The organism is Leisingera sp. ANG1, from assembly GCF_000203975.2.
Classification (GTDB): domain Bacteria; phylum Pseudomonadota; class Alphaproteobacteria; order Rhodobacterales; family Rhodobacteraceae; genus Leisingera.
This window is the reverse complement of the sequence record NZ_AFCF02000006.1, coordinates 212,963-227,367: the sequence shown is the minus strand read 5'-3', so window position 1 is coordinate 227,367 and position 14,405 is coordinate 212,963. Positions and strand designations below refer to the sequence as shown.

At 61.2% G+C, this 14,405-nt stretch carries 17 protein-coding genes; 4 read left to right on the top strand and 13 right to left on the bottom strand.

The window, feature by feature from the left end; translation table 11 throughout:
• Positions 1 to 28 precede the first annotated feature (28 nt).
• Entirely contained in the window at positions 29 to 565 is a 537-nt protein-coding gene (locus GC1_RS10565) for a TetR/AcrR family transcriptional regulator (RefSeq protein ID WP_029204921.1), read from the bottom strand.
• Positions 566 to 662: 97 nt separating this feature from the next.
• Here GC1_RS10565 and GC1_RS10560 point away from each other — a divergent pair, with 97 nt between their 5' ends.
• The gene (locus tag GC1_RS10560; protein ID WP_019297289.1) at positions 663 to 1,418 is read left to right on the top strand and encodes an SDR family NAD(P)-dependent oxidoreductase; all 756 of its coding nucleotides are present in this window, start codon (positions 663 to 665) and stop codon (positions 1,416 to 1,418) included.
• A gap of 38 nt (positions 1,419 to 1,456) precedes the next feature.
• Complete coding sequence (sfsA, locus tag GC1_RS10555) at positions 1,457 to 2,158, top strand: DNA/RNA nuclease SfsA (protein WP_019297290.1); 702 nt, start codon at positions 1,457 to 1,459, stop codon at positions 2,156 to 2,158.
• 21 nt (positions 2,159 to 2,179) lie between these two features.
• Here sfsA and GC1_RS10550 read toward each other — a convergent pair whose 3' ends face one another.
• Entirely contained in the window at positions 2,180 to 3,076 is an 897-nt protein-coding gene (locus tag GC1_RS10550) for a mechanosensitive ion channel family protein (protein ID WP_029204922.1), read from the bottom strand.
• Between the two features lie 144 nt (positions 3,077 to 3,220).
• On the opposite strand from GC1_RS10550, the gene map reads away from it, so the two are divergent.
• Positions 3,221 to 4,030 (top strand): type I methionyl aminopeptidase, encoded by an 810-nt coding sequence (map, locus tag GC1_RS10545; protein ID WP_029204923.1) that lies wholly within the window; start codon positions 3,221 to 3,223, stop codon positions 4,028 to 4,030.
• Positions 4,031 to 4,102: 72 nt separating this feature from the next.
• Here the strand turns inward: map and GC1_RS10540 are convergent, their stop codons facing one another.
• The 5 genes from GC1_RS10540 to GC1_RS10520 all read right to left on the bottom strand — a co-directional run bounded on the left by GC1_RS10540 (position 4,103) and on the right by GC1_RS10520 (position 7,354).
• Positions 4,103 to 4,294, bottom strand: a complete 192-nt coding sequence (locus tag GC1_RS10540) for a hypothetical protein (RefSeq protein WP_019297293.1) — start codon at positions 4,292 to 4,294, stop codon at positions 4,103 to 4,105.
• 24 nt (positions 4,295 to 4,318) lie between these two features.
• The gene (locus GC1_RS10535; RefSeq protein WP_019297294.1) at positions 4,319 to 4,981 is read right to left on the bottom strand and encodes an HAD family hydrolase; all 663 of its coding nucleotides are present in this window, start codon (positions 4,979 to 4,981) and stop codon (positions 4,319 to 4,321) included.
• A gap of 154 nt (positions 4,982 to 5,135) precedes the next feature.
• Complete coding sequence (locus GC1_RS10530) at positions 5,136 to 5,462, bottom strand: hypothetical protein (protein ID WP_019297295.1); 327 nt, start codon at positions 5,460 to 5,462, stop codon at positions 5,136 to 5,138.
• Positions 5,463 to 5,579: 117 nt separating this feature from the next.
• Positions 5,580 to 6,146: a 16S rRNA (guanine(966)-N(2))-methyltransferase RsmD gene (rsmD, locus tag GC1_RS10525; protein ID WP_019297296.1), complete on the bottom strand. Its 567-nt coding sequence runs from the start codon at positions 6,144 to 6,146 to the stop codon at positions 5,580 to 5,582.
• Positions 6,143 to 7,354, bottom strand: coding sequence for an NAD(P)/FAD-dependent oxidoreductase (locus GC1_RS10520; RefSeq protein ID WP_019297297.1), 1,212 nt, complete (start codon positions 7,352 to 7,354; stop codon positions 6,143 to 6,145). The genes rsmD and GC1_RS10520 overlap by 4 nt, the downstream gene beginning before the upstream one ends.
• 95 nt (positions 7,355 to 7,449) lie before the next feature.
• Here GC1_RS10520 and GC1_RS10515 point away from each other — a divergent pair, with 95 nt between their 5' ends.
• Positions 7,450 to 7,938, top strand: coding sequence for a peroxiredoxin (locus tag GC1_RS10515; protein ID WP_019297298.1), 489 nt, complete (start codon positions 7,450 to 7,452; stop codon positions 7,936 to 7,938).
• 474 nt (positions 7,939 to 8,412) lie between these two features.
• Here the strand turns inward: GC1_RS10515 and GC1_RS10510 are convergent, their stop codons facing one another.
• The 6 genes from GC1_RS10510 to GC1_RS10485 all read right to left on the bottom strand — a co-directional run bounded on the left by GC1_RS10510 (position 8,413) and on the right by GC1_RS10485 (position 14,329).
• A complete protein-coding gene (locus tag GC1_RS10510) occupies positions 8,413 to 8,721 on the bottom strand; it encodes a 4a-hydroxytetrahydrobiopterin dehydratase (RefSeq protein WP_019297299.1) in 309 nt (102 codons plus the stop codon).
• Positions 8,718 to 9,905 (bottom strand): GNAT family N-acetyltransferase, encoded by a 1,188-nt coding sequence (locus GC1_RS10505; RefSeq protein ID WP_019297300.1) that lies wholly within the window; start codon positions 9,903 to 9,905, stop codon positions 8,718 to 8,720. Before GC1_RS10505 ends, GC1_RS10510 begins: the two co-directional genes overlap by 4 nt.
• A gap of 48 nt (positions 9,906 to 9,953) precedes the next feature.
• Positions 9,954 to 10,736: a glycerophosphodiester phosphodiesterase family protein gene (locus tag GC1_RS10500; RefSeq protein ID WP_019297301.1), complete on the bottom strand. Its 783-nt coding sequence runs from the start codon at positions 10,734 to 10,736 to the stop codon at positions 9,954 to 9,956.
• Positions 10,733 to 11,191: a RidA family protein gene (locus GC1_RS10495; protein ID WP_019297302.1), complete on the bottom strand. Its 459-nt coding sequence runs from the start codon at positions 11,189 to 11,191 to the stop codon at positions 10,733 to 10,735. The genes GC1_RS10500 and GC1_RS10495 overlap by 4 nt, the downstream gene beginning before the upstream one ends.
• 103 nt (positions 11,192 to 11,294) lie before the next feature.
• A complete protein-coding gene (locus tag GC1_RS10490; RefSeq protein WP_019297303.1) occupies positions 11,295 to 12,599 on the bottom strand; it encodes an HlyD family type I secretion periplasmic adaptor subunit in 1,305 nt (434 codons plus the stop codon).
• Positions 12,596 to 14,329: a type I secretion system permease/ATPase gene (locus tag GC1_RS10485; RefSeq protein WP_019297304.1), complete on the bottom strand. Its 1,734-nt coding sequence runs from the start codon at positions 14,327 to 14,329 to the stop codon at positions 12,596 to 12,598. The genes GC1_RS10490 and GC1_RS10485 overlap by 4 nt, the downstream gene beginning before the upstream one ends.
• Positions 14,330 to 14,405: the final 76 nt, after the last annotated feature.

Here is a 14,405-nt window from a genome sequence, read left to right as displayed (position 1 = left end):
CAGCAGAGCGGCACAAGGGCCAAAGCGACTAGGAAAGCCTCGCAACCGCAGCGTCGAACAGCGCCGCATCCTCCATGGCACGGGCCAGAATCATCGCGCCTTCCAGCGTGGCAATCATATGTGCCGCAGCCCGGTCCGCTGCATCCCGCTGCAACCCTTGTCGCTGGTAAACCTGCCCCAGCCATTCCAGGTTGCGGGCGAAAAATGCCCGGGTCGCGCTTGCGACCGGCGGCGGCAAATCGGCAATCTCGGCCCCGAAAACACCGCACAGGCACATCAGCCCGTCCTGTTTCAGAGCCGTGCCATACGCTGCAACATAGCGCTTGAGCAACTCCGCAGGCTCCGCCCCCTGGGGATCACCCAAGGCTATGAAAAAGTTGTCAGAATAGCGTTCAGCCAGAGCCTCCCCCAAGGCATCCTTGGTTGGAAAATGATAGTGGACAGAGGCTGATTTGATACCGATTTCCGCAGCGATTTCACGGAAGCTGAAGGCGTTGTAGCCACCTGTGCGCGCGGCCTTCTCCGCAATGTCCAGGATGCGTTCCGCTGTGTCCGGCTTTGCCATGCTCAACCCCTCGCTCATCTACCTACCTACAGATAGGTCTTGACGGAATGGAGCACAACTCACATCTATCTACCTACTGATAGATAGGAGAATCACAATGAGTACTGAGACCGCATTGATCATCGGCGGATCGTCGGGAATGGGTCTGGAAACTGCCCGCCAGCTGGTAGAGGAGGGACATCATGTCACCCTCTTGGGTTCGTCTGCTGCCAAGTTAGAAGCTGCCAAAGCAGAACTTGGCTCCCTCGCAGAAGTCCGGAAAGTTGATCTGATGGACTTCGCAGCCGTTCAGACGCTGGCAGACGAGCTTAAGGCCGGCAGCAACCATATCAGCAAACTGGTCAACGCCGCCGGTGTCTTTGCCCCAAAACCATTTTTGGAGCATGGCCCCGAAGATTATGACCGTTACATGGGCCTGAACCGCGCCACCTTCTTTCTGACACAAGCCGCCGCAACCAACATGTCACGCAACGGCGGCGGCGCCATTGTCAACATCGGCTCGATGTGGGCAAAACAAGCGATCAAGGCGACCCCCAGCTCAGCCTACTCCATGGCCAAGGCGGGCTTGCACGCCCTGACTCAGCACCTGGCGATGGAGCTGGCAGACCATGGCATCCGGGTGAACGCGGTGGCCCCTGCGGTGGTGGTCACTCCGATCTACGGCGCATTCATACCCCCCGCACAGATCGAGGACGCACTGACCAGCGGCTTTGACACCTTCCACCCGATTGGACGCGTTGGCCGCCCGGCTGACATAGCCGCAACCGTGGTGCACCTGCTGTCAAATCAGACTGCATGGGTGACCGGCGCCATCTGGGATGTCGACGGCGGCGTCATGGCCGGCCGCAACTAGGGCTTTGCCGCCGGGCGGGGCTGGGATAGTCATCTGGCATGAACTTTGCCCAGCCCCTGATCCCCGCCACCCTGATCCGCCGCTACAAACGCTTCCTCGCCGATTGCCGGCTGGTAGACGGGCAGGAAATCACCGCCCATTGCGCCAACCCCGGCAGCATGATGGGGCTGGCGGATCCGGGCATGAAGGTCTGGCTGGAGCCCAACGACGATCCGAAGAAGAAGCTGAAATACGGCTGGCGGCTGGTGGAACACGCAGACGGCCATTTCACCGGCGTCGACACCTCGGTTCCCAACCGCGCCCTGCGGGCCGCGCTGGAGGCTGGGGAGGTTGCGGAGCTCGCCGCTTACAAGACTGTGCGAGCCGAGGTGAAATACGGCGCAAACAGCCGCATCGATTTCCTGCTGCAACAGGACGGCCTGCCCGACTGCTATGTCGAGGTGAAAAGCGTGACCTTGTCGCGCCAGCCCGGCCTGGCCGAGTTTCCCGATAGCGTAACCGCCCGCGGCACCAAGCATCTGGGGGAGCTGGCAAACATGGTGGAACAGGGCCACCGGGCAGTTATGCTCTACCTGGTGCAGCGCACCGACTGCGAACGCTTCCAGCTGGCCGCCGATATCGACCCTGCCTACGCAGATGCCTTTGCCAGTGCCTATGCCGCCGGGGTGGAGAAGCTGGTTCTGGGTACCCGGATTACCCCGCAGGGTGTTGAGGTCGCCGGACCGCTCTCAAGAGAGTAACGGCCCGGACCGGGCGGTCGCTCAGGCTGCCTGATCCACTTGCTTCGCGTTCCCGCCTTCCTGTTCCGCTTCGGCCTGAACGATGGTCCTTGTCGGGAACGGAATGTCGACTCCAGCCGCATCCAGTGCTTCCTTCACCTTGCGTTTCATGTCGGCCTGGTACTGGAAGTATTCCTCTGCATCGACCCAGACCCGCACCAGAAAGTCGACCGAACTGCTGTTCAGTGCATTCACCTGGATGAAGGGCTCAGGATCGCTGTGCGACCGGCTGTCACCCATGATGGCATCCCTGATTGCCTTTTCGGCGGTTGCCAGGTTCGCCCCGTAGCCAACCCCAAAAACCCATTCAGCCCGGCGTGTGTCGAAGGACGAGTAATTGGTGATCGTGTTACCCCAGACTTCCGAATTGGGAATGATCACCTTGAGGTTGGACAGGCTGGCAATCACGGTGTTGTTCAGAGTGATTTCATGCACCGTGCCCATTTCGCCGTCCACTTCGATGAAATCACCCAGTTTGAACGGGCGGAAAAGGATGATCATGACGCCGGCCGCCACATTGGACAGTGCGCCCTGCATGGCCAGACCGATTGCAAGGCCAGCCGCACCGATCGCTGCAACGATGGACGTGGTCTTGACGCCGAAGGTGTTCAGAACAGACAGCACGGCAAAGGCAAGGATGACGTAGCGGGCCAGGTTGCCCAGGAAATGGAACAAAGTCACATCCAGCTTGGCATTGCTGTCACCCAGCTGCACGATCCGCCGCTTGACCCAGCCCGCAACGATGAAGCCGGCCAGCAAAATGACCACTGCTGCCACCACACTGCCCAAAGCCTGCGCCAGAAATTCCAGCGTGACCAGATCCGCCAGCGACTTCCCGTCGTAAATTTCAGTTTGCATAAGGCTATTGACGCTGTCCATTCTGCTGCATTCCCCTCGTTGTCCAAGTAAAGGTTCAACTGAGAAAACGCATAGCTGCTGAAAAAGTTCCCGCACCCCCGGTCTGGCCCTTTCGCCCGGAACCCCTTACATAGCTACGCAACAAACGTGATGGAGCTCTGCGCGATGAGATCGAAAGACGGCCGCACCACCAAGGACGGCATCCGCATTCATGAACCCGGCGACTATGCCGGCATGCACAAAGCGGGGGCGCTTGCCGCGCGCATTCTGGACGATATCGCAGCCCATGTGTTCCCCGGCCAGAGCACCGGCGAAATCGACCGTCTCATTACCCAAATGGTCGAAGACGCGGGCGCCAAATCCGCTACCATCGGCTACAAGGGCTATCAGCACGCCAGCTGTATCTCGGTGAACCATGTGGTCTGCCACGGCATCCCCGGCGACAAGAAGCTGAAGGACGGCGATATCCTGAACATCGACGTGACCGTGATCGTCGACGGCTGGTTCGGCGACACCTCGCGGATGTTCGTTGCAGGCAAGCTCAGCCGTAAGGCGGAGCGGCTTATTCAGGTCACCCACGATTCGCTGATGAAAGGGATTGAGGCCGTGAAGCCCGGCAACACCTTCGGCGACATCGGCCATGCGATCCAGACCTATGCAGAGGCGCAGCGTATGAGCGTTGTGCGCGACTTCTGCGGCCATGGCCTGGGCACAGTGTTCCACGCCCCGCCCAATGTGCTGCACTACGGCCGCCCCGGCACCGGACCGGTGCTGGAGGAAGGCATGTTCTTCACCATCGAGCCAATGATCAACCTGGGCCGCCCGGAAACCAAGATCCTGGCGGATGAATGGACTGCAGTAACCCGCGACAAGTCTCTGTCGGCGCAGTTCGAGCATTCGATCGGCGTAACCGCAGACGGAGCCGAAATTTTCACCCTGTCGCCGGCCGGAAAATTTCACCCGACCTACGGCTGACCTGCCAAGACGCACCAGGGGCCGCCCCCCGGTGCTCCGGATTTCTTTCAGCCAGGTGCAGGACGGATACGGTCAGGACTTTGCGTCGTCCTGCCCATCAGCTTCCTGAAACCGCCAGAGCGCCAGCAATAACGTACCATCGCCAAACGGTGTCACCGCATCCTGAATGAACAGCGGTGCCCGCAGCGGTTTTGACGCAGGCAGTTTCTGCGTTTCCGCTTCTTTTGAATACCGCAGGAACGGTAGGCGCAAGGTCTGTTCCATGCGCGGAACAGTACCACAACGGCCTCAGATCGACAAAAGCGCAGGCACCTCTGCCATGTCGCGGAACACCTCTGCACCCAATGCTGCCAGTTTCCTGCCACTGTCCTGCGGCGCATATCCAAGACAGCGCATGCCTGCACGCACGGCTGCGGTCACACCGTTGCAGCTGTCCTCGATCACCAGGCAGTCGCGCGCTTGCACTCCGAAATGGCTGGCTGCCGCCAGAAACAGCCCCGGTTCGGGCTTGGCGACCCTCAAAGCATGCGCCGAGAATATTGCGTGCGGATGGAAGCGCCCCCAAAGACCGTTCTGGCCCAAGGTAACGCGCATTTTCTCCTCGCTGCCGTTGGAAGCCACACAGACTGGTATCTCCTGCGCATCCAGCCGCGCCAGCAATTCTGGAATGCCTGGCGTCAGCGGCACGCCCTGCCTCAGACGGGCAATGGTTTCCGCGTAGACTTCATCAATCCACCTGTCTGGCAGATCTGCACCCAGTCCGCGGGCCTTCTCCATAACTCCGGCCATGGTACAGCCAACGAAGTGCGCCATCGACTGTTCCATCGTCAGTGCCAGCCCGTGGCACGCCAAATTGTCGATCAGCGCCTGGTTCGACGCCGGCTCGCTGTCCACCAGCACTCCGTCGCAATCAAAAATCACCAGTTTTGGGGTTGGAAATGTCTTGGGCATTTGTGCCGCCAATCGAGGGATGCATCCGGGTTACCCCGCAAGAGTTAGACAGCTTTCTCTGCCACCGCAATTACGCAGCGGCCAAGCACCTGCTCTCAAATGCAAAAATGCAGGGGATCCCCCCTGCATTATCCAATCAAAAATCTGGCAAGGCTCAGAACTTGCAGCGCTTCTTCTTTGCCAAAGCAACCAGAACCTCGTGGCGCTTGTTGGCCGCTTCCAGCGCCTCGTTGGCGTTGGCGTAGTTGCCGATCACCGCCGGCCAGAACAGGATCGCCGCGGCCACATTCGTGCCGGAGGCGGTCTTGCCTTTCTTGGCTTCAGCGCGAATCTCATCCAATTGACCCAACTGGGTTTTAATTTCCTCGCAAGTCAGCGAAGCGTCATCAACGTTGTTGGTGGTCACGACTTCCGGCGAAACACAACCGGACAGAAACAGAGAACCTGCTGCCAGCAGGCCAAGAAACTTTGCAGTTTTCATATTGGGTCCTTTGAAACCGCCGGAATGGGCGGATATTTGCTTAAATCACAGGCTGGCTACGCTCCTAAAGTTGAGTTTGCAAATAGAAATTCAAACATTCGAAGAGCGGAGCGGAACTTACGCAGGACTGTTCTCCTGACGCCACAACAAGGTGACGTAGGTATCGCCATACTTCCGGCTGCTTTCCAGCTCAAACCCGTTTGGTGCGCTCATAGGTGCGCTTTCCTCCCAGACCACCAGCGCATCTTCCGCCAACCAGCCGCCAGCCACGGCAGCAGCCAGCGCCTTCTCTCCCAGCGCCTTTCCATAAGGCGGGTCGAGGAAGATCAGATCAAAAGGCGCATCCGGGTTCTGTCCCAGCTTCAGCGCGTCACGGCGCGCAAGGGTGCAGCGGTCTTCGGCCTTGCAGATCGTGATGTTCTTTTTGATCAGGCCGCCGGACACACGCCCATCATCGACAAACAAAACCTCCGCCGCACCGCGCGACAGCGCCTCCAGCCCCAGCGCGCCGGTGCCTGCAAACAGGTCAAGCACACGGGCACCCGGAATGGCGCCCGTGTGGGTCAGTACACTGAACAGGCTTTCCCGCACCCGGTCGGTGGTTGGGCGCAGATGGGCACCTGCATCCCCCTTGCCCACCGCGGCCAGTGCCCGGCCGCGGAAGTCTCCGGCGATGATCCTCACGCTTTCAGCAGCGGTTTCAGATCGGCAGCAGGGTCGGCGGCAACTGCCTTGTCCGCTGTCTTGCCTGCATCAATGAGCCGCTTGGCCACCATATAGGCGCGCGGGTCGTTCATCGCGTCCACCGCCACCAGCTGGTCACCCTTGTAGTACCAGAAAGAAACCTGACTGCCCTCACCCTGGCGGGTGACCACATTGTCATAGCCGGTGTTGAGGCCCGCAATCTGCAGTTTGACGTCGTACTGATCCGACCAGAACCAAGGGGTCGCGATGTAGTCCTTGTCCGCGCCCAGCATGTTCTGCGCCACAACTTCGGCTTGGTCGATGGCATTGGGCACGCTTTCCAGGCGGATGCGGTTGCCCTGGAACGGGAAGGAGGCGCAATCGCCTGCCGCCCAGACCGACGCATCGGAGGTCCGGCCCTTGGCATCCACCTTGATGCCATTGTCCAGCTCCAGCCCGGCCATCTCCGCCAGTTGCGACGACGGGGTGATGCCCACGCCTACCACGACGAAATCCACGTCCAGCACCTCTCCGCCGCTCAGCACAGCGCGGGTGACCTTGCCGTCTTCGCCTTCCAGACGCTCCAGCCCAACGCCCTCGCGGATGTCCACGCCGTGGCCGCTGTGCAGATTGCGGAAGAAATCAGAGGTTTCCGGCGCCGCTACCCGCTGAAGGATACGATCAGCCATTTCCACCAGCTTCACCTGCACACCGCGCTTGGCGCAGACTGCAGCAGCCTCCAGCCCGATGTAGCCGCCGCCGACAATCAGCGCGCGCTTGCCCTCGGTCACGTTGGGCGCCATAGCGTCCACGTCGGTCAGCCCTCGCACCACGTAAACGCCGTCCAGATCACCGCCAATGGCGGCAGGCAGGCGGCGCGGGTCGGACCCAGTGGTCAGCGCCAGCTGGTCGTAGCTGATCACCTCATCCTCCAGCGACACCGTTTTGGCGGCCGGATCAATCGCGGTGACGCGCTGTCCCAGCTTCAGGGTGATGTTGTTTTCGGAGTAAAAACTCTCGGGCCGCAAGAACAGCCGTTCCAGCTCCATTTCCCCCAGCAGATAGGCCTTTGACAGCGGCGGCCGCTGATAGGGCAGCGCTGCTTCTGCGCCGATCAGGGTGATCTCCCCGTCAAACCCGTCCTTGCGCAGCTTTGCCACCAGCGAGGACCCCGCCTGCCCTGCTCCAATCACGACGATGTGGGACATATCCCCTTGCCTCCCGCAATAGTTCCCGTCACGCTTTCACCGGACCCTATATACCCGGGGCCCCAAAACGCAATCAGGAGAAAGAGGAACGTGCAATGATTTCTGTTGGAGACCAACTGCCGGACGCGACACTGACACGGATTGGGGACAACGGCCCAGAACAAGTGCAACTGTCGGACAAGCTGAAAGGGCGCAAAGTGGTGATCTTCGCGGTTCCGGGTGCCTTTACCAGCACCTGCCATTCCGCGCATGTGCCCAGCTTTATCCGCACCAAGGACCAATTCGTCGCCAAAGGTGTCGATGAAATCATCTGTCTGGCCGGCAACGACCCTTTCGTAATGTCGATCTGGGGTGACAACACCGGCGCCACTGAGGCCGGGATCACCATGCTCTCGGACGCCGAATGCACATTCACCTCGGCAATCGAGATGCGGCTGGACGTGCCCTCTGCGGGCCTGATCGGCCGCTCGCTGCGCTATGCCATGCTGGTGGAAGACGGCGAGGTGAAGATCCTCAACAAGGAAGAGAACCCGGGCCAGTGTGAGCTGTCGGCCGGCGAGGGCCTGCTGGAAGCGATGGGCTGATTCTGGAACTGCAGTGGCCGCCAAGGCAGGCGGCCACCCTTCAACCTCTTAATAATTCGTAAAAAATAGGGTCAGCGTTTCTGTCCGAATGTTTCGCGCGCGAAACATTAAGACAACATTGCTGACCTATTCAGGTCAAGCTGTAAGACACAGTCCGCCAAGGCTGCAGGACAAGGAAAAAACAATAACATTCAAGATTTTAGAACTTTCGAGCGGCCGTCTCTCGCTAGAATTCAGCGCGTCTGACCTGACGGCTGTCAGAGAAGCTATCGAAAGCATCTACGGTGTACCGGAGATAACCGCGTATCCGGCCTGCTCGAGTGTAAACTTTGCAGGCTGCATGTTCGTCTTTCAGAATGAGTGGAATGACCCTTGCCTCATTTCTCAGTCAGAGGAAGGCAATCGGATTCTGAAAGACCTTTTTGAATCCCTAAGGGCGGAAACCGGCTAGAGCCCGCCTGAATTTGCCTCTCGTCACTCCTGCGGTTCGCCAAACAGCCCGTCCATTTTACGCGCCAGTTTGGCGTCCTGGGCGCTGATCCCATCGACATCATGGGTGGTCAGAACCACCGTCACCCGGTTGTAGACATTGCTCCATTCCGGGTGGTGGTTCCACTTCTCGGCCCAGATCGCGGCGCGGGTCATCCAGCCGAAGGCATCAGCGAAATTGTTGAACTTGAAGGTCTTGGTGATGGCATCACGCCCATCCACCATCTCCCAGCCGGTGGCGAACAGCGGCTCCAGCAGCGGGCCGCGGGTGGCGTCGGACAGTTTCTCCGTCATTCTTGCTCCTCCACATGGGCTTTGCGGAACGGGCCGTAATCGGTCAGGATTTCAATCTCTTCCTCGGTGGCAGCCCGCTCAGCCTCGAGGTAGCGTCCGACGGCCCCGGCAAACCCGGGATCGCCGATCCAGTGCAAGCTGTGTGTCTGGCATGGCATGTAGCCACGCGCAAGCTTGTGTTCACCCTGTGCGCCGGCTTCCGCCCGGTCAAGTCCCAGGGCAATCGCCAGCTCTATAGCCTGATAATAGCACAGCTCGAAATGCAGGCAGGGGTGCTGTTCGACACAGCCCCAGTACCGGCCGTAAAGTGTTTCACGGCCAATGAAATTCAGCGCGCCCGCCACATAGCGCCCGTTGCGTTCCGCCAGAATCAGCGCCATGTCGTCTGCCATCGTGCGGTGCGCGATATCAAAGAACTGCCGGGTCAGATAAGGCGACCCCCACTTGCGCGCGCCAGTGTCCTGATAGAATTCCCAGAAGGCATCCCAATGCTCCGGGCGCAGGTCATCGCCCTGAACGACACGGATATCGCCGCCAAAGCATTGCGCCTGCATCCGTTCCTTGCGGATGTTCTTGCGCTTGCGCGATGACAGCGCCCGCATGAAGGTCTCGAAATCGGCGTAACCATCGTTCTGCCAGTGGAACTGCTGCGTTGTGCGCAGCATCAGCCCCATCTCCTCACCCAGCCGCGCCTCGTCCTGGGTGCAAAACGTCACATGCAGGGATGACAGATTGTTGTCCGCCGCCAGCTGCACAGCACCCTGCAACAACGCCGAGTGGCCAATGCCGTCAAAACCCGGGCGAACCAGAAACCGGCGCCCGGTGGCCGGGGTAAAGGGCACCGCAATCTGCAGCTTGGGGTAATAATGCCCGCCCGCCTGCTCATAGGCGTGCGCCCAATTGTGGTCGAAGATGTATTCGCCCTGGCTGTGCCCCTTGGCATAAAGCGGCGCGCAGGCGATCAGGCGCCCCTCCTGATAGGCGGTCAGATACTGCGGCTGCCAGCCGGTACCCGGCCCGACAGAACCGCTGTCCTCCAGTGCGCTCAGGAACCTGTGGGTGGTGAACGGATCGAGCGCACGGCCGCCTGCCGCAGCCTCCGGGCAGGCGCAGGCGTCCCACTCGCCTGCCGTGATCTGCGACAGCGACGCCAGCACTCGGATTTCGATTCGCGCCTGAGACATGCAATTCCTCCGCACCGCTTCAAAGATGTGGGGTGCGGTCCAGAGCGATCAAGATGTTAGCGGCGAAAGGTACTGCTCAAATGTGACATTGTCAGCGATCGCCCGCGCAGCTTCTTCCTGGGCAAGCGATTTGATTGTCCAGCACAGCACCGGGACGCCTGCCTCTTTCAAACGGGCAACAGCAGGGTTGCCCAGATTGTGCGCCCCGTGGCTGATGAAGCTGGCGGCCACCCTGTCAAAATCTGCGATCTTCCGCAGGTGTTTGCGCTCTTCCGGCGTCAGCTCCGGCCAATTTTTAGGTTTAAAGGCGCCCGTTACCAGGCCAAGCGCCAAGTCGCTGCGGTGCTTGGCGAATTCCGCAACGGCATCCGGATTGAAGGACATCACCGCAACATCGCCTGAGTATCCTTCCAGGCACTGCGCAGCCGCTGCTTCGAGCCTGCCGCATCCGGTGCCATCTGGCCGCCGGCTCCAAACCTGATCCTTGATCTCAATCAGCAGAGGCACCTTCCCCCCCACCAGCTCCAATACTTCCGCAAAGTCCGGAATGCCCTCCCCGTCGCCGCCTTTCAGCGGGATGGCGCGCAGGTCTTCGCGGGTCCGGTCCCTGACCAGACCGGAGCCTTCGGCCAGCCGGTCCAGGTCATAATCGTGAAACACCATGGCGCAGCCATCCTTCGACAGCTGCAAATCAATCTCGATCCCGTAGCCTGCCGCAATTGCTGCGCGGATGGCAGCGCGGCTGTTCTCCGGGCGCCCGTCCTCAACATCATGCAATGCGCGGTGGGCCAGAGGGACAGTCAGAAAGGCGGCAGGCAGGGACGGCGTCATTTGATCTGGAACACACCGTCGATTTCAACTGCGACGCCCAGCGGCAGCGAGGGCGAGCTGACTGCGGAACGCGCGTGGCGGCCAATGTCGCCCAGCGCTTCAACCAGGAAGTCGGAGGCGCCGTTCACCACCTGCGGCTGCTGGGTAAAATCCGCGGTCGAGTTGACAAAGGCGCCCAGTTTCACAACGCGGACCAGACGCTCCAGATCGCCGCCGCAGGCTGCCTTGAGCTGAGCCAGCAGCGCAATCGCGCAGCGCTTGGCCGCTGCCTGGCCTGCGTCGACATCCATGTCCGCGCCCAAGGTGCCGGTGATCAAACCGTTTTCATCCGCCGAAATCTGGCCGGAAATATAGACCATGTCGCCTGCAACGACATAAGGCACATAGTTGGCCGCAGGTGCCGGCGCGTCAGGCAGGGTCACACCCAGCTCTTTCAGTTTTGCTTCGATGCTCATGGCGCATTCCTTCCGAGTCTTTGCTGGCCGGGACGCTACCCGCAGCAGCAGGTTTCGGAAAGAGAAAATGCGAAACCCCGGCGCGGGAATCCGCCCTCCGCAGTCAGCTTTCGCGGAAAGCCTTGTTGAAGTAGTCCGCCAGCGGCTTGACCAGATAGGCCAGCGGCGAACGGTCGGCGGTACGGATGTAGCTTTCCACCGGCATTCCTGGGATCAGCACCGTGCCCGCCGGCAGGCGGCCCTGCTCGCCCGGGTTCAGCTCGATCTCCGCCCGGTAATAGGATATGCCGCTGCCCTGGTCCTCAAACGCATCAGCCGAGACCTGGGTGACATGGCCAAAAAGTTCCGGCGTCGAGCGCTGATCCAGAGCCGAGAACCGCAGGGTGACCTCCTGACCGGTATAAAGCTGGTCAATGTCGGTCGGCGCCACTTGTGCCGCGATCACGAGCGGCCGGTCCTGCGGCACCAGATACAACACCGGGTCGGCCGGCCGGATCACCGAGCGCGGGGTCTGCACCTGCAGCCCGTAGACAATGCCCGAGACCGGCGCGGTGATATCCAGCCGCGCCAGCCGCCCCTGCAAGGACCGGCGGGTCTCAGCCAGCTCCAGCTCTTGATAGCGCAGATCGCGCAGGCGGGTAATCGCCTCTTCTCGCTGGCCGCTGCCCAGTTTCAGGATTTCGATATCAATCTCGGTGATGCGCCCCTCAGCCTGCGCCTCCGACGCCACCAGCTCACCCAGCTGGCCGTCCAGGCTGGCCTGGGTGCGCCGCAAATTCAGCACCGTTGCCGCCTGCGCCAGGCCGCGGTCCAGCAGCGACTGCTGGTTGCCCAGTTCCTCACCGATCAAGTCCAGTTGCACCGACATGGATTTCTGCTGCGCCTGAATACCGCGAATCTGCTCCTCGATTTGCGCCCGGCGCTTCTCGAGCTGTTCGATCTCGCGCGCGGTGGAATCTCTCCGGGCCAAGAACAGGCGCCGCTGGCCCTCGACCAGGTCCATGACATCCGGCTGGGCTTCCGCGGCCTGCAGCAATTCCGGGTCAAAGGTGACATCAGCCGCCTCGTCCCGTTCCGCCTCCAGCCGGCCGCGCCGCGCCATCAGCTCGAACAGCTGGCCTTCGGTGATCACCAGCTGGGAGGTCAGCTCATTGGCGTCAAGCCGGATCAGCGTCGCGCCCTCAGCCACGGTGTCGCCTTCATCCACCAGGATCTCAGCAACGATGCCGCCGTCCAGATGCTGCACCACCTGCCGGTTGCGGTCGACCTCAATACGGCCCGTGGCCACCACCGCACCGGAAATCGAGGACAGCACCGACCAGGAGCCGAAGCCCCCCACCAGCACTGCAAGAGCAATCAGGCCGATAATCAGCGGGCGGCGCGCGGGCCAGTTGTTCTCCACACTCATCGCACACCTCCCGCGCCGGTCGCCTGGCGGATGTTCTGATGGTTGGCAACCATTTCCTGCAGCACCTTGTCCTTGGGGCCAAAGGCGGTCTGGGTGCCCTTGTCAATCACCAGCAGCGTGTCGCATTCCTGGATCGCCGCCGGGCGGTGCGCCATGATCAGCACCGAGCGGCCCTCAGCCTTGATCTGCTTGATCGCCTGGTTCAGTGCCATCGAGCCTTCATTATCGAGGTTCGAGTTCGGCTCATCCAGGATCACGATCACCGGATCGTCGAACAGTGCCCGGGCCAGCCCGACCCGCTGCATCTGCCCGCCCGACAGCCGTCCGCCGGTGGCGTTGACGCGCGTGTCATAGCCGTCGGGCAGTTTCAGGATCATCTCATGCGCTGCAGCCTTACGGGCGGCCTCCACCACCTTTTCGGCGTCGGGCTGCTGATTAAGGCGGGCGATGTTCTGGGCAATGGTGCCATCAAACACCTGCACCCGCTGCGGCAAGTAACCTATGTGGCCGCCCAGCACATCCGGTGCGTACTGATCCAGTGACGCACCGTCGAGCCGGACGGAACCGGCCGCAGGCCGCCAAACACCTGTCAGCGCCCGCGCGAGGGTTGACTTGCCGGATCCCGAAGGCCCTATCACGCCGATTGCCTGTCCCGGCTGCACCCGGAAATTCACATTGCGCAAGAGCGGCGTATTGCTGCCAGGCGGCACCACCGCCAGCCCCTGGACCTCCAGCAGCGCCTTCGGCTTGGGCAGGGCGGTGCGTGTCTCTTCCTCCGGAACCTTGTCCAGCAGCTCCGCCAGATTGTGCCAGCCCTTCATCGCCCGCTGCACCAGCGCCCACTGCCCCAGCCCCAGTTCGATCGGCGCCAGGGCGCGGCCCATCAGGATGGAACCTGCGATCATCGCGCCTGGCGTCACCTCGTTTTGCAGCACCAGATATGCGCCCAAACCCAGCATCGCCGATTGCAGGAAAAGACGCAGCGTCTTGGTCAGCGTGGTGAACCCGCCGCCGGTGTCATTGGCCGTGACACTGTCGGTCAAGGCCGCGTCCCGGGCCTGTTTCCAGCGCTCGAAAGATGCCCCGCGCATGCCCATTGACTGGATCATTTCCGCTTCGTTGCGGATTTCCTCGGACATCAGATTGGCCTTGTGGCCGGTCATGCTTGCCTTCTGCTGCGGCAACCGGGTGAACATCTGGTTCAAGAACGCAATCAGCACCAATACCGCACCGCCGCCAAGGGCCAGCAGGCCCAGCCAGGGGTGGAACAGCGCAATGCCCGCCAGAAACACTGGCGTCCAGGGCAGGTCGAAAGCCGCGGTCAGCACCGGCGAGGCGATCAGCCGCTGCACCGACTCCAGGTCTGAGAGACCGGTCTGCGCTACCGGGTCCTGTGCCACCGCAGAACGGCGGATCATCGCGTCAAACACCCGCTTGTCCAGCGCCGCCTGCAGCCGGGCCCCAACCCGCGCCATGATCCGGCCGCGGGCATAGTCCAAGAGCCCCATCATCCCGTAAAGGAAAACCACCAGCAGCGACAGCGCCAAAAGGGTCGCCTCTGACCGGCTGCCCAGCACCCGGTCGTAGACCTGCATCATGTATAAGGGACCGGTCAGCATTAGCAGGTTCACGAAAAAGCTGAAGATCCCGGTGAACCAGTACAGGCCGCGGCTCTGCCGCCGCACCTGGCGCAGTTCATCATACCCGTTTTTGTAAAGGCTTTTATTCATGGTCAGACTGCAATAGTGGTTCGTTGGCTTCAGGTCAGGGCTGGAATTGTACCAGTTGTGGCACAAGCCGGTAAAA